Annotated in this window: 12 protein-coding genes; 9 read left to right on the plus strand and 3 right to left on the minus strand. The window is 72.3% G+C overall.

All coding sequences use genetic code 11. The features are described 5' to 3' along the window. The first annotated feature begins 1 nt into the window (after position 1). The 5 genes from QL985_RS01745 to QL985_RS01765 all read left to right on the plus strand — a co-directional run bounded on the left by QL985_RS01745 (position 2) and on the right by QL985_RS01765 (position 7350). The gene (locus QL985_RS01745) at positions 2-973 is read left to right on the plus strand and encodes an SURF1 family protein (RefSeq protein ID WP_290147407.1); all 972 of its coding nucleotides are present in this window, start codon (positions 2-4) and stop codon (positions 971-973) included. Position 974: 1 nt separating this feature from the next. After that, entirely contained in the window at positions 975-1568 is a 594-nt protein-coding gene (locus tag QL985_RS01750) for a DUF3817 domain-containing protein (protein ID WP_191873409.1), read from the plus strand. Positions 1569-1610: 42 nt separating this feature from the next. Next, a complete protein-coding gene (gene guaA / locus QL985_RS01755; RefSeq protein ID WP_290147410.1) occupies positions 1611-3209 on the plus strand; it encodes a glutamine-hydrolyzing GMP synthase in 1599 nt (532 codons plus the stop codon). A 96-nt stretch (positions 3210-3305) separates the two neighbouring features. Beyond that, positions 3306-7148, plus strand: coding sequence for a hypothetical protein (locus QL985_RS01760; RefSeq protein WP_290147412.1), 3843 nt, complete (start codon positions 3306-3308; stop codon positions 7146-7148). Between the two features lie 37 nt (positions 7149-7185). Next, on the plus strand, positions 7186-7350 hold the full coding sequence (locus QL985_RS01765; RefSeq protein WP_237708713.1) for a hypothetical protein: 165 nt from the start codon (positions 7186-7188) through the stop codon (positions 7348-7350). Positions 7351-7440: 90 nt separating this feature from the next. Here the strand turns inward: QL985_RS01765 and cpaB are convergent, their stop codons facing one another. The 3 genes from cpaB to QL985_RS01780 form a co-directional block, all read right to left on the minus strand. Next, positions 7441-8115 carry a Flp pilus assembly protein CpaB gene (cpaB, locus tag QL985_RS01770; RefSeq protein ID WP_290147415.1) on the minus strand — a complete coding sequence of 225 codons (675 nt, stop codon included), beginning with the start codon at positions 8113-8115 and terminating at the stop codon, positions 7441-7443. 167 nt (positions 8116-8282) lie between these two features. Then, entirely contained in the window at positions 8283-8669 is a 387-nt protein-coding gene (locus QL985_RS01775) for an FmdB family zinc ribbon protein (RefSeq protein ID WP_290147417.1), read from the minus strand. A gap of 135 nt (positions 8670-8804) precedes the next feature. Then, the gene (locus QL985_RS01780; protein WP_290147418.1) at positions 8805-9422 is read right to left on the minus strand and encodes a 5-formyltetrahydrofolate cyclo-ligase; all 618 of its coding nucleotides are present in this window, start codon (positions 9420-9422) and stop codon (positions 8805-8807) included. Positions 9423-9532: 110 nt separating this feature from the next. Here QL985_RS01780 and galU point away from each other — a divergent pair, with 110 nt between their 5' ends. The 4 genes from galU to QL985_RS01800 all read left to right on the plus strand — a co-directional run bounded on the left by galU (position 9533) and on the right by QL985_RS01800 (position 14269). Then, complete coding sequence (gene galU / locus QL985_RS01785) at positions 9533-10441, plus strand: UTP--glucose-1-phosphate uridylyltransferase GalU (protein WP_290147420.1); 909 nt, start codon at positions 9533-9535, stop codon at positions 10439-10441. Positions 10442-10454: 13 nt separating this feature from the next. After that, on the plus strand, positions 10455-11099 hold the full coding sequence (locus QL985_RS01790) for a GNAT family protein (protein WP_019309590.1): 645 nt from the start codon (positions 10455-10457) through the stop codon (positions 11097-11099). Positions 11100-11386: 287 nt separating this feature from the next. Then, the gene (locus QL985_RS01795) at positions 11387-12259 is read left to right on the plus strand and encodes a hypothetical protein (RefSeq protein ID WP_290147459.1); all 873 of its coding nucleotides are present in this window, start codon (positions 11387-11389) and stop codon (positions 12257-12259) included. Positions 12260-12343: 84 nt separating this feature from the next. Further along, positions 12344-14269, plus strand: coding sequence for a CYTH and CHAD domain-containing protein (locus QL985_RS01800; protein WP_290147422.1), 1926 nt, complete (start codon positions 12344-12346; stop codon positions 14267-14269). Positions 14270-14464 lie beyond the last annotated feature (195 nt).

Below are 14464 nucleotides of genomic sequence, written 5' to 3' on the forward strand. Positions count from 1 at the left end.
CGTGCTCAAAACCGCGTTGCGCCCCCGTTCACTGGCCTTCCTGGCCGTGGCGCTGCTCGTGGCATCCCTGTTCGTGGGGCTGAGCGCGTGGCAGCTGAACGCGTCCCGCAGCGCGGCCACGGTGGCGGACCCCGCCAAGGACCGTGTCTCTTCGCTCGAGACCGTCACCACCCCCGGTGAGCCGACCTCGGCCCAGCAGGCGGACCACGTGGTCTCCGTGGCGGGACGCTACGCCCCCGACTCCACGGTCCTGGTGCCCGGACGTCTGCACGATGGCGACTCGGGGTACTGGGTGGTCTCGCAGCTCGTGATCCCCGGCTCGCAGGACCGCTGGGACGCCGCGGATGAAGACCTCTCCATCGCCGTGGCCCGCGGGTGGGTGGCGTCCCCGAACGAGGTGCCTGCCGCGCCGTCGGGCGAGGTCCGGGTGATCGGGCGGCTCATGCCCACGGAGTCGCCCATGCCGAGCGAGGCCCTGCCCGCCGACCAGGTGGCCACCGTGGCCTCGGCGCAGCTGAGCAACCTGTGGGACGCGCCCGTGTACGCGGGGTACGTGGCCTCGTTCTCGGAGAGCCCGGCCGGGCAGCCCGCACCCGTGACCCCGGAGGGCACCCTGGCGGCGTCGGCGGCTCCCATGGGGGAGGGGCTCGCTGAGCTGCAGATCGACCAGCAGCCCACGGACACCTCGGTCCACGCCCTGAACCTCTTCTACGCCGTGGAGTGGGTCGTGTTCGCGGGCTTCGCGGTCTTCCTGTGGTGGCGCTACGTGCGGGACGAGTACCTGCGGCGCCAGAACCCCGAGCAGTACTTCTACTTCGACGGCGACTACTTCTGGGACGAGTCCGAGCAGTCCTACTACTACTGGGACGCCCAGGACCAGCGCTACTACTACTTCGACGACCAGCCAGCGGTGGCCGGGGCGGACCGCTCCGCCGGGCCCCGCGCCACCCCGCGATCCGACAACGGAGCTTGAGATGACTGACCCCACGCCGCACTCCGATCCGCAGCCCCGACCGGTCCGTCGCACCGACGGCGTGCGGGTGAGCGCTCCCGAGGACGCCAGTCCCGAGCGCGCCACCGTGCCGGACAGTGTGCGCGCCAAGGCCGCCGCGCTCAAGCCCCGACGCCGCTTCGGCGGCACCGAGGCGCAGATCCGCGGCGCGCTGACGTTCTACAAGGTGTGTGCGTGGATCTCCGGCACGTTCCTGCTGCTGCTCGTGGCCGAGATGATCACCCGCTACGGGCTGGGATACGACCTCATTGCCGGCGGCACGGACAAGGTGACGGGCGAGACCGTCGCGCTGGGCTGGCAGAACCTGGAGCTGGAGAACCTGGCCGGCGGCGTGAACATCTCCACGTGGATCCTGATCGTCCACGGCTGGTTCTACGTGATCTACCTGCTCTCGTGCCTGCGGGTGTGGTCCCTCATGCGGTGGCCGTTCGCCCAGCTCATCGTCATGGCGCTGGGTGGCGTGGTGCCGTTCCTGTCGTTCATCGTGGAGCGCAAGATCCACCGCTCCACCGAGGCGGAGCTCGCGGCCAACCCCAAGGCCGCCAAGCGCTACTGAGCACCGCCGGCGGGGCGCCGCGCGTGTTCTAGACTTGAGGGCGTGACTGAAACCCCTGACACCCTGAGCGAACTGGAGCAGCGCCCGGTCCTCGTGGTCGATTACGGTGCGCAGTACGCGCAGCTGATCGCCCGCCGGGTCCGCGAGGCGAACGTGTACTCCGAGATCGTCCCGCACACCTGGTCCACCGAGCAGATCCTGCAGCGCAACCCCGCCGCACTGATCCTGTCCGGGGGCCCCGCCTCCGTGTACGCGCCCGGTGCGCCGCAGCGCGACGCCGAGCTGTTCGAGGCCGGAGTGCCCGTGCTGGGCATCTGCTACGGGTTCCAGGTCATGGCCAACGCTCTGGGCGGCACCGTGGAGCGCACCGGGGTGCGCGAGTACGGGGCCACCACCGCCACGTGCCCGGACACCGCCCTGGGCACCCTGCTGGACGGCACCCCGGACGTGCAGACCGTGTGGATGAGCCACGGGGACTCCGTCACGGCCGCCCCCGAGGGGTTCACCACGCTCGCCACCACCGAGGGTGCTCCCGTGGCCGCCTTCGAGAACCGTGAGCGCCGCCTCTACGGCGTGCAGTGGCACCCCGAGGTCAAGCACTCCGCCCACGGGCAGAAGGTGCTGGAGAACTTCCTCTTCAACGGCGCGCAGCTGACCCCCACGTGGTCCACCGGCAACATCATCGAGGAGCAGGTGGCCGCGATCCGCGCCCAGGTGGGTGACGGCAAGGCGCTGTGCGGGCTCTCCGGCGGTGTGGACTCCGCGGTGGCCGCGGCCCTCGTGCAGCGCGCGATCGGCGACCGCCTCACGTGCGTCCTCGTGGACCACGGGCTGATGCGTCAGGATGAGGTCGCGCAGGTGGAGAAGGACTACGTGGCCGCCACGGGGGTCAAGCTCCACATCGCGCGCGAGCAGGACCGCTTCCTGGACGCGCTGAAGGGCGTCACGGACCCCGAGACCAAGCGCAAGGCCATTGGCCGGGAGTTCATCCGCGCGTTCGAGGCCGCGGAGGAGAAGGTGCTGCGCGAGGAGGCCCAGGACGGCCAGCCCGTGCGGTTCCTGGTCCAGGGCACCCTCTACCCGGACGTCGTCGAGTCCGGCGGTGGCGAGGGCGCCGCCAACATCAAGAGCCACCACAACGTGGGCGGGCTCCCCGAGGACCTGCAGTTCGAGCTCGTGGAACCGCTGCGGGCCCTGTTCAAGGACGAGGTGCGCGCGGTGGGCCGCGAGCTCGGGCTTCCCGAGAACATCGTGGGCCGCCAGCCCTTCCCGGGTCCGGGTCTGGGCATCCGCATCATCGGCGAGGTCACGCAGGAGCGCCTGGACGTGCTGCGCCGCGCTGACGCGATTGCCCGTGAAGAGCTCACCCGGGCGGGCCTGGACGACGAGGTCTGGCAGATGCCCGTGGTCCTGCTCGCGGACGTCCGCTCAGTGGGCGTGCAGGGTGATGGCCGCACGTACGGCCACCCGATCGTGCTGCGCCCGGTCAGCTCCGAGGACGCCATGACCGCCGACTGGTCCCGGCTGCCCTCCGAGCTGCTGGCCCGGGTGTCCAACCGCATCACCAACGAGGTCGAGGAGATCAACCGCGTGGTCCTGGACGTGACGTCCAAGCCGCCGGGAACCATCGAGTGGGAGTGATCCCCGCCCGCTGAGAGCCATCGTCAGTCCCGGTGCGCCGGTCGGCCCCACGTCCTCCGTGGCGCGCGGACCGGCGCACTCGTGAGTAGGAGCACCATGCCGACACCCCAGGACAGCCCGCGACCGACCCCCCAGGACACGGACGCCACGCAGGGGCCCCGGGAGCACCCCCGCGTGTCCCTGCGCGCGTGGACCCAGCAGATGGACGCGTACACGGGGCCGGACACTCTCCGGGACTTCAACCAGGTGGACAACGTGTGCATCGACCTCACGGAGGCCAACTCCTCGGGGCAGGCGCAGCTGCTGATGCAGCGGCCCACGCGGCTGTCCACGATGATCCACCAGAACACCCCCGCGTACGACCGCGCGGTGCGCTCCGCCCGTGCGCTGCGCACCAAGATCCACGAGCTGTCCGTGGGCCACGGGCTGGACGCGGCGTACCTCGCGGCGGGCACCGCGTCCTGGCTCGCGGACCCCGTGGCGGACGGGCTGCGGCGTTTCATCGCCCCCGTCCTGCTGGCGCCGGTGACCGTGAAGCTGCGCCCGGACCACAAGGACTTCGAGCTGCACATCGTGGGACCGGCGCACCTGAACCCCGCGCTCGTGCGCAGACTCCGGGAGGACCACGGTGTGGAGCTGGCCACCGCGGAGATGTCCCGCCTGGCGTACGGCACGCGCAAGCTGGACCCCGCCCCCGTGCTCGAGACCCTGCGGCAGCTCGCTGTGGAGGTCCCCGGGATGCACGTGGAGCACCAGCTGGTGGTCTCCACGTTCGCGGACCTGCACGAGCGTCCGGCGGACGAGCACGTGGTGGCCCGCACCCGCCTGGTGGAGGACCTGGCGCGCCTGAAGAACTCCGAGGTGGGCAAGCTGCCCGTGGTGCACGCCCTCACCAACGACGCCCCCGCGCTGGACCAGCGGGATCCCGCGGACGAGCTGCTGCTCACGGACCTGGACGCAAACCAGCAGGAGGTTGTGGACCTCGCGGAGCAGGGCAAGAGCTTCGTGGTGGGCACCCCCGTGGGGACCGCCGCGGTGGACACCGTGGTCTCCACCGTGGGCGCCCTGGTGCACCGCGGGCGCAGCGTGCTGGTGCTGGGCGAGTCCCGCACCACGCTGGCCGCCTTCAACCGCGCCTGGAACCGCACGGGACTGGACTCGCTCGTGCTCCCGCTGGGCTCCCACCTGAGCCCGGACGACGTCGCCGAGCGGCTCGTGCGCGCGGTGGCCCGCAACGAGCGCACCCAGGAACCGCACACCGAGCCGATCCGGGAGGCGCTGCAGCGCACTCGGGAGCAGCTGCGCGTGCACGAGGAGTCGCTGCACACCCGCCGGCCACGCTGGCAGGCGTCCCCCTACGAGGCCATGCAGGCCCTCGCGGAGCTGACCGCTCGGGATCCCGGGCCCCAGACCACGGTGCGCTTCCGGCGCTCCGTGCTCGACGCCGTGTCCCACCGCGGCGAGGTGCGGCGCCAGCTGCAGCGCGCCGCCGCCCTGGGGGCCTTCGACCCGGCCACGCTCGCGGGCCCGTGGCACGGTGCCCGCCTGGTCAACGACGACGAGGCCCGCCAGGCCCACGACCTCGCGAAGTCCCTCCTGCTGGAGCTGACCACGCTGTCCACCGCCATGCGCCACGTCCTGGGCGTGTCCGGGCTGCGGGTGGGCTCCACGATCGCGGAGTGGGAGCAGCAGCTCGAGCTGGTGATCGACGTGGGCAACTCGCTGCGCCACCTCACCCCGGACATCTACGACCGCCCCGTCACGGACCTGATTGCCGCCACGGCCTCCGCGTCCTGGCGCCGCGACCACGAGATCGAGCTCAGCGGGCTGCAGCGCTCCCGGCTGCGCAAGGCGGCCAAGGAGTACATCCGCCCGGGCGTGCACCTGTCCGACCTGCACGCCGCGCTGGTGAAGGTGCAGTCCGAGCGGGACCGCTGGCGGCAGTGGGCCACCACTCTGGAGCAGCCGGCCGTGTCCGACCGCGCGGAGGAGACCCTGCGCACCCACCGCCGCTTCCGGGAGGACCTCGAGGGCCTGGCCATCGCCCTGGAGGGCTCGGTCACCGCGGCCCGGCTGGAGACCGCCACCGTGGACGAGCTCCAGGTGATCCTGGACGAACTGATCAACGACGAGGCCCACCTGAGCACCCTTCCCGAGCGGACCGTGCTGCTCGAGGACCTGCGGGCCCGTGGTCTGGGGGAGTTCCTCGCGGACCTCGAGTCCCGGGGCGTGCCCGCGGAGCAGGTGGACGACGAGCTCGAGCTGGCGTGGTGGCAGTCCGTCCTCGAAGCCATGATCAGCGGAGACGACTTCGTGGCCATGCCGGACGGTTCCCAGCTGCGCAGGACGGAGTCCGCCTTCCGGCGTGCCGACTCCGCGCACATCGCCGCGGCCCCGGCTCGGCTGGAGCACGAGCTGGCCACACGGTGGGCCCGGGATGCCGAGCGGTTCCCGCGGGAGGCACGCACCCTGCGCGACATGCTGCGCAGCGGACGGGTCCGCACCGAGGAGCTGGACCGGGTCCAGCGCCTCACGCCCTCCCTGGTGCCCGTGTGGACGGCCAGTCCGCTCGTGCTCACGGCGACCCTCGGTGACGAGCAGGCCGTGGACGCCGTCGTGATCCTGGACGCCGAGTCCACGCCGCTGGCCGCAACGCTCCCGGCGGTGGTCAAGGCGGAGCAGGTGATCGCCTTCGGCGACCCCCACGCGGGCGGTCCGCAGCCGTTCACGGTGGCTCCCCGCGTGAGCGCGCGGGACACCCCGCAGCCCGTGACCGAGGTGGACTCCGCGTTCGAGACGCTGTCCCGCGTGGTGGACTCCCGCTCACTGACCTCGGTGCGCCGTCCCATGGACCCCCGCCTGTTCTCCTACCTCAACGAGGCCTTCTACGACGGCGCGCTGACCCGTGTGCCCTACGCCTCGGAGCTCATGGGCGCCACCACCGGGCTCTCCGCGGAGTACGTGGTGGACGGGGTGGGTGTGCTCACGGCCGGGAGCGAGGGCGTCCAGGCCCCGGCGGCAGAGGTCCAGCGCACCGTGGACCTGGTCTTCGCCCACGCGGTGCGCCACCCGGAGCGCTCGCTGGCCGTGGTGACCGCGAGCGCGATGCACGCCGCCCGCGTGGCGCAGGCGGTGCAGCGCAGGCTGCGTGAGTCCGGGGAGTCTGCGGAGTTCTTCGCGCCGGGCCACGAGTCCTTCCGGGTGGTGGAGCTGCACCGGGCGGCCGGCATCGAACGGGACACCGTGATCTTCTCGCTGGGCTTCGGGCGGACCACCTCCGGGCGCAGCACGCCTCAGCTGGGCTCGCTCTCCGAGCGGGACGGCCGCCAGGCGTTCGTGCGGGGGATGACCCGCTCGCGTCGCCACACCCACATCGTGACGTCCATCCACCCCAAGGACACCGAGCTGCGGCGGTTGCAGCACGGTGCCAAGGACATGTACCACATGCTCGAGGTGCTGTTCGGGGAGGAGACCACGTCCGAGCGCGCCCCGGCACCCGTGGACGACCCCGGAGCCGCGACCGATGCGCTCGTGGCAGACCTCGCGCGGCGGCTGCGTGCCGCCGGAGCCACCGTGCACACCGGCTACGCGCACGCCGTGGACATGGCGGCGCACGCGGATGCCGAGTCGCTCTCCGCCGGCGCGGTCCTGCACCGCGGGGACGACGACGCTCCCGTCCGGATCCCCGTGGCCCTGCAGTCGGACGGCTCCGACCGCAGCCGTGCCCTGAGCGTGCGCGAACGTTCCCGGCTGATCCCGCAGCACCTGGAGCGCGCGGGGTGGAACTACGTGAGCCTGTGGTCCGTGGAGGTCTTCACCGATCCGCAGACGGTGGCCGGACTCGTGCAGCGCTACCTGGGACTCTCGGGTGGCGAGGCCGGGGCGGCTGCCGCCCCGGCGCCGGGCGCTGCGCAGGGGAGCGCGGACCGTGTCGGATGAGTCCTCGGGTGGCCGGCGGCGCGGGTCGCACCGGCGCGTGACCGGAGGGACCGCCCCCGACCAGGAGCGCGCCCTGGGCGGCCCCGTGTGGGGCGAGGCCACGCCGTCGCTCGGCTCGGACGCCCCGGACCCCCGGGAGGCCGGGACCTCGGACGGGCACGAGCAGTGGCTGCGCGAGCAGCGGCCCCCTCACTGGGGCTGACCGTCCGGACCGGCCGCGCCACGGGTTCCGTCCCGCCGCACTGCGTGGGACGCTCCCGGTTCGAGCGGGGCGCCGTCACCGTTCAGCGGGTCACGGTGCCACGAGGACGAGTGACACCCGGCCGGACCCCTCGAGCGCGGCAAGACTCGCTGCCGTCTCTCGTGGAGCGGCCAGCACCACCAGGCCGGAGTCCGTGTCCGTCCCGGCCGGGGCCAGCATGGATGTGTCACCTCCGGACGTGGACGCCGCGGCCCACAGCACCGTGACAGAGCGGGCGACCGGGCGGCCGCGCGCGGCCGAGGCGTCGTCCGCATGGTGCACGACGTCCACGGCGTCCCCGGGACGGATGTGACGCAGCACCGCGGGATCGCTCACCCGCACGGTGGCGGCGGTCGTCCCCGGGGGCTGGCCGGTCAGCACACCGGGCCCCAGCACGCTGGTGGAGGTCACCGGCTGACCGGGTGAGAGCGCCACGGTGGTGGTCTGCCCGCCCGCCTCGGGAATGCCGGTGAAGGCAGCTGCCGGCGCGATGTCCACGGGGAATTCGGTCACGGTGAGGTCTTCGGCGGTCAGGGCGGTGCCCACGGGAACGTCGTGGGCGGCTGTCACCACGGGGGTGGTCCGGTCACCGGGCGGGGCGAGCCGGAGGACCACGATCGTGAGGGCCAGCGCGCAGAGCGCGGCGGCCACGAGCCGGTGGCGCCGGCGCACCGCAGTGCGCAGCCTCAGACCCAGGGGATAGTGCGGACGGGGCGGTGAGCTCATACCCGGACGCTAGGGTGGCATGGAGCATCTCCGGGCCTGCGCTCCACGAGCGGTGCACTGCGCCACGGTCTGCCGCACCCGGTCCGCGACTGTGCAGGGCGCTCGCCGCGACGACGCAGCGACGGGCGCGGGGGAGCCGCGGCGCGGGTCGACCCACGCGCCAGGGGTCACCGGGACGTAGCGGAACCGCCCGACGTCGTGGTCCCGGAGCCCGAGCCCGTGGTGGACGGGACTGAGGGGGTCGAGGCGGCGTTTCCTGAGGACCCGGAGCCGCTGCCGGTGGCCGCGCTGTCCCCGGAGGACCCCGACCCACCGGGGGAACCCGACCCGCCTGCGGATCCCGAGGCAGACGCCGTGCCGGCATCCCCGGAGGCCCCGGAGCGGGAGTCGGTGCGGTAGAAGCCGGAGCCCTTGAACACCACGCCCACGGAGTTGAACTTCTTGCGCAGCACGCCCCCGCACTCGGGGCACACGGTCAGGGCGTCGTCGGAGAAGGACTGGCGGATGTCGAAAGCATGGCCGCAGTCTTTGCAGGCATAGGCGTAAACGGGCACGGATGATTCCTTCGAGAGCGGGAGGGACGGTGGTTCACCGACGTCACATCCTACTCGCGGGCTGCCGCTGGACCCCGCCAACCCGGGCCAGGCCAACCCGGGTCTGGCTGACCCGGGCCGCTCGCACGGGTGCGCTCAGGCGGACCCGCCCAGCGCCACGACGCCGTGCTCGGTGAGCACCTCGGCCAGCACCGCGTCGTGGGGCTCCGCCGGGACCTCTCCTGCGGGGAGCACCTCGTCCGTGAAGCAGCACGCCACGGTCCGGGGCCGGTGCCCGGCGGTCCCGAGGTCCTCCAGGAACCGGTCGTAGTAGCCGCCACCAAAACCCAGTCGCACGCCGCTGCGGTCCACGGCCACCACCGGGACCACCAGGACGCGGACGGCGGCGAACACCTCCAGACCGTGCCGCGGGCCGGCGGGTTCACGCAGACCGGGCAGGGCACCGTCCACCAGTGCGGCCCCGGGACGCCACTGCACCCAGGCCAGCGCCCGCCGCGGCGCCACGACCGGCAGCCACACGCGCCGCCCCCGCCGGTGGGCGTCCTCGAGCGCGGGCAGCAACGGCGGTTCATCGGGCAGCGGGAGGAAGGCTGCGACGTCGCCCGCTCCGGTCTCCGCGAGAAGCCGGGTGAGGTGCGCATCCAGGCCCGTCTGCGCCTCGCGGCGTGCCCCGGCACTGCGGTGACGACGCCGCTCGAGCACGCGCGCGCGCAGGGTCGCCTTGGCCGCGTGGTCCCCTGAGGGCTGTTCCATGGGCACGCTCCTGCCTGACCGTCCGCTCTTGGGAGTACACGGAGTGCAATACCGGTCGGATCCGGGAGTTGGAGCCGGGACGCGGATGCCTCGTCGTTTACCCTAAGTCCATGAGCCCTCACGAAACCAAGCGCGTACACAAGGCCGTCATCCCCGCCGCGGGACTGGGCACCCGCTTCCTGCCCGCCACCAAGGCGATGCCCAAGGAAATGCTGCCGGTCGTGGACCGCCCGGCCATCCAGTACGTGGTCCAGGAGGCCGTGGACGCCGGCCTGGACGACGTCCTCATGATCACGGGCCGCTCCAAGCGTGCCCTGGAGGATCACTTCGACCGCGTTCCCGCGCTCGAAGCCCAGCTGAAGGAGTCGGGCAAGGACGCCCTGCTCTCCGAGGTGGAGCACGCCTCGGACCTCGGGGAGATCCACTACCTGCGCCAGCAGGATCCCCAGGGCCTCGGTCACGCCGTGCTGCGCGCCAAGATCCACGTGGGGGACGATCCCTTCGCGGTGCTGCTCGGCGACGACCTGATCGACGAGAAGGAGGACCTGCTCTCCCGGATGATCGAGGTCCAGGAGCGCACCGGTGGCTCCGTGGTGGCCCTCATGGAGGTGCCGCGCGAGAGCATCAGCGCCTACGGCTGCGCCGACGTCACCGCCGTGGAGGGCGAGGACTTCGTCCGGGTCAACGGCCTGGTGGAGAAGCCGGCCCCGGAGGACGCACCCTCCAACCTGGCGATCATCGGCCGCTACGTGCTGCACCCGGAGATCTTCGAGATCCTCGAGAACACCGCACCGGGCCGCGGCGGCGAGATCCAGCTGACGGACGCCATGCAGACCGTCGCGGACCTCGGTGAGGACGCCCACGGCATGTACGGCGTGGTGTTCAAGGGCCGCCGCTTCGACACCGGCGACAAGCTCTCCTACCTCAAGGCCAACATCGAGCTCGCATGCGAGCGCGACGACCTCGGCCCGGGTCTGCGCTCCTGGATCGCGGACTACGCCAAGACCCTCGACGTCTGAGGACCCGCACCGGGTGAGCACGGCAGCCGAGTGGCCCGTCACCGTCCAGTGGGCGCAGCTGATGCTGCGCCCACTGGTCATGAGTGACCGCGGCGAGTGGGACCGGGTGCGCTACCGCAACCGGGAGTGGCTCGAGCCGTGGGAGGCGAGCAACCCCGAGGCGGCCGGGACGGCGCCGTCGTACCGCAGCTTCGTGCGGCAGATGCGGCAGCAGGCGCGGGCCGGGCAGTCCCTGCCGTGGCTGATCACTGAGCTGGATCCGGTGAGCCGGCGGCAGGAGCTCGTGGGGCAGCTGACCGTCTCGGGCATCACCCTGGGATCGTTCCGCTCGGCCAGCCTGGGGTACTGGGTGGACGGCGCGCAGGCGGGCCGGGGGATCGCCCCGATGGCCGTGGCCATGGCCACCGACTACTGCTTCCAGCACCTGCGGCTGCACCGGATGGAGATCAACATCCGTCCCGAGAACGCCAAGTCCCTGCGGGTCGTGGAGAAACTGGGGTTCCGGGACGAGGGACTGCGGGAGCGCTTCCTGCACATCGCCGGCCGCTGGGCGGACCACCGCAGCTTCGCGCTCACGGCCGAGGAGGTCCCGGAGGGCCTCGTGCGCCGGTTCACCGGCGAGGACGAGGGCATCACCGTGCGGCGCGGGCTGCGTTGACCCACCGCCCGGCGCGTGGGTGCGCCCGGCGCCAGGGGCGCGCCGGGCGACCGGGCTGAGGTGCGCCCGCTGAGCGGCCGCCCGGGGCACGCAGGCCAGCCCCGGGACGGGAGGAAGTGCGGCCGACGGCCATTCGAACACCGCCCCAGGACCATCGAATTACATTGATGTGAGCAACACGCTCATTCCACCCCGGGAATCCTTCCCACCTGCCCTACCCTGAAACGGTGGGTTTGTCATGGGTGAGCAGTTCAGCGGTTCTGGCCGCTATCATCGTGCTGTGTGTGATGTGGTTCGCACCGCACGTGACCAGGCGCACCAGCGTTCCGGTCCGCGCCCAGGTGGAGGCCCCGGACCTGCTGCTCCATCCGGCGGACCGCCCCCGCGAGCACGCCCGCAGCACGCCCAGTAGAGTGGAGGCCACGGCCTCAGTACAGCTTCATGAACGGGAGACGACAGCCATGGACACTTCGGCACATGCGCCGTCCGCCATCACCGTCCGCCGCGGATCCGTGGCGGGTCTCCGGATCAAGTGGGACCGCACCATCGTGTTCCTGACCGGTGCCGCGCTCGTCCTGGCCGCCGTGCTCACCGCCATCGCCGCGCCCTTCACGGCCGTCACGTGGGCCGTGCCCGTGGTGCTGCTCCTGCTGGGAGCCGGTTGCGTGGCGGGTCTGCGCTACCTCGCCGTCACCGACCGTGTCGGCGTGTCGGCCCGGGCCACGACGCGCCAGGCGGCCCCCGCCCAGCACGCCATCTTCGACAACGAGGACCAGGCCCGTCAGGACCGCGAGGAGCAGGAACTGCAGGCGGACGCCGCACTGGACCTGCCCGCCGAGGGGCAGCTGCCCGAGACGGTGGAGCCCGAGCGCCCCGCGGCCGAGAAGACCTACAGCGTCGCGGAACTGCGCGCGGAGGCCCTCAAGGTGGCTCGCAGCTCGGCCGCCACGGGATCCACCGCGGCCACGTGGGAGCCGGTCCCCGTGCCCAAGCCGCTCTACACCCAGGCGCCCGTGGTGCAGCGACGCGCACCGGAACCGCTGCGGGTGCCGCAGCGCCCGGCGGCCACCACCACGTCCCTCAAGGACGCGGTCCGCGCCGGGGAGCAGGAGAGCGCCGCGCTGAACCTGGACGACGTCCTGAAGCGACGCCGGGCCTGACGCCTCCAGCACCTACCGATTTGACGACAGCAGCGCGCCGCGGATCCCGAACAGGGCCGCGGCGCGTTCCACACAGGGAGCACCATGGTCACGCATCAGGTTGAGATCGAACGAAAGTACGACGTCGCGGGGAAGAAGAAGCCCAAGCTCAAGCTGCACAAGCTGGAGCACTTCACCGTGGGTGATCCCGTGGAGCACGACATGAGCGCCACGTACTACGACACCACTGATCTGCTGCTCGCGCGCTCCGCGGTGGCCGTGCGGCGTCGCACCGGCGGCAGCGACGACGGTTGGCACGTCAAGTACGAGGCCGGCACGGTGCGCGGCGAGCTGCACTACGAGCCCCTCAAGACGGCCCCGGCCCGGCTCCCGGCGGCGCTGCGCAAGGTGCTGCTGGGTCTCACCCTGGGCGAGGACCTCCAGCCCGTGGCGACCGTGGACACCCGGCGCACGCTGTACCCGGTGCTCGCGGAGGACGGGCAGTACGCCGAGCTGTGCCTGGACGCCGTCTCCGCGCGGGACGAGCGCGCGGGGGTCACCCGGGAGTGGACCGAGTGCGAGGTCGAACTCACGCGCGACGACCTCACGGAGAAGCAGGCCAAGGCCGTGTTCGACGCCGTGGAGACCGTGCTGTTCGCCGCGGGTGCGGAGCCGTCCTCCTCGGTGGCCAAGATCGCCCGGGCCCTCGGCCAGGACGGCGGGGACGCGGTGCGCGTGGTCTCGCCGGAGCACGCCGCGGTCACGGCCGACGACGCCGCTGCCGCAGGGTCCGCGCCGGGTGCTGGGGAGCATGAGGGGGAGCAGCCGTCCGGGAAGGACTCGTCGACGGACAAGGGGTCGTCGAAGGACAAGGGCTCCTCCCAGGACAAGGGCTCGGGGAAGAAGAAGGACAAGAACTCGTCCAAGGATAAGACGTCCAAGGACGGGAAGAGCACGAAGAACGGCAAGAACGGCAAGGGCTCCACGGGCGGCGAGACCGGACGCGCCAAGGGCAAGGACGCGGCGTCGTCGTCCGAGTCCGGGAACCGGGGAGAGCGGACGGGGGCGGACGTCCTCGCGGAGATGATCTCGCACCTGACCTCGCAGCTGCAGCGCTGGGACTTCGCGGTGCGGATCGAGGCCACGGACTCGGTGCACCAGATGCGTGTGCGCTCCAGGGCGCTGCGCAGCGTGCTCCAGGCGTCCCGGGGCTTCGTGGCCGAGGACGTGGTGGCGGACATGGAGCAGCGGCTCAAGGACCTGGCGCGTGTGCTCGGCGACGCCCGGGACCAGGAGGTCGCCCTGGAGCGGCTGGACGTGCTGCTCGACGGCCAGCCGGCGGGTGTGCTGAGCGGCGCCGCCAAGGAAGACCTGCGCGAGGCCGCCGGCCACCTGGGGACCGGCACCGGGCGGGCGGTCCGGCGGGAGCTGGACAGCCAGGACTACCTCCAGCTGGTCCGCGACCTGCACGCGCTCGGACGCGGGGAAGGGTTCACGGAGGAGGCCGCGGCGCTGTCCGACAGGAAGTTCGCCAAGGCGGTGCTCGGAGCGGCGCTGAACCGAGTGGTCGTCACGGCCAGCACCACCCCGCCCGAGCCGGGGGCCGAGGTCTCGCTGAGCGAGATGGCCATGGACGTGGGGGAGCGGATCGCCCTGCCCGGCAAGGACTCTCTGCAGACCGCGGCGGCGTTCGAGGTGCTGCACGAGACCCGCAAGGCGGCGAAGTCCGCGCGCTACGTGTCCGAGGCCCTGGGACGCGCGCACGCCAAGGCCGGGAAGAAGCGGATCCGTGCCGCCGCGGTGGCCAAGGACTACCAGGACGACCTCGGGGTGATCACGGACGCCGCGGTCATGGAGGAGTGGCTCGCGCGCGCCGCCCGCTCGTTCCAGCGCACCGGCAAGGACCGCTACGCGGTGGGCGTGCTCCACGGGATGGAGCTCACCGAGCTGCGCAACGGGATGCTGGAGGCCTCCGAGATCCTGGAGGACCTCGTGGAGGACCTGCGGGACGAGCTGCCCTCTCAGGACTGACCCGCCCGGGTGGCACAGCGCCCGTCACCACTGGGCTACGGTGGTCTGCGGTGGAGACGGATGCCGGCTGCGGCCAGCGGCGGGCATGACCCCCGCTGGTCCCTCGGCCCCGGGACTGTGGCCAGGTGTGACGTACGAAAGCGCCCCGCCGACGAGTGATCGTCGACGGGGCGCTTCTTCGTGCGTGTCCACTCA

The organism is Kocuria sp. APC 4018 (genome assembly GCF_030407675.1).
GTDB lineage: Bacteria > Actinomycetota > Actinomycetes > Actinomycetales > Micrococcaceae > Kocuria > Kocuria rhizophila.

Bases quoted from the DNA above. Each gene is read 5' to 3' on its own strand.
- QL985_RS01795 (WP_290147459.1), top strand. From the start codon at position 11,387: ATGTGGTTCGCACCGCACGTGACCAGGCGCACCAGCGTTCCGGTCCGC.
- QL985_RS01780 (WP_290147418.1), bottom strand. From the start codon at position 9,422: ATGGAACAGCCCTCAGGGGACCACGCGGCCAAGGCGACCCTGCGCGCG.
- cpaB (WP_290147415.1), bottom strand. From the start codon at position 8,115: ATGAGCTCACCGCCCCGTCCGCACTATCCCCTGGGTCTGAGGCTGCGC.
- galU (WP_290147420.1), top strand. From the start codon at position 9,533: ATGAGCCCTCACGAAACCAAGCGCGTACACAAGGCCGTCATCCCCGCC.
- QL985_RS01750 (WP_191873409.1), top strand. From the start codon at position 975: ATGACTGACCCCACGCCGCACTCCGATCCGCAGCCCCGACCGGTCCGT.
- QL985_RS01760 (WP_290147412.1), top strand. From the start codon at position 3,306: ATGCCGACACCCCAGGACAGCCCGCGACCGACCCCCCAGGACACGGAC.
- QL985_RS01800 (WP_290147422.1), top strand. From the start codon at position 12,344: ATGGTCACGCATCAGGTTGAGATCGAACGAAAGTACGACGTCGCGGGG.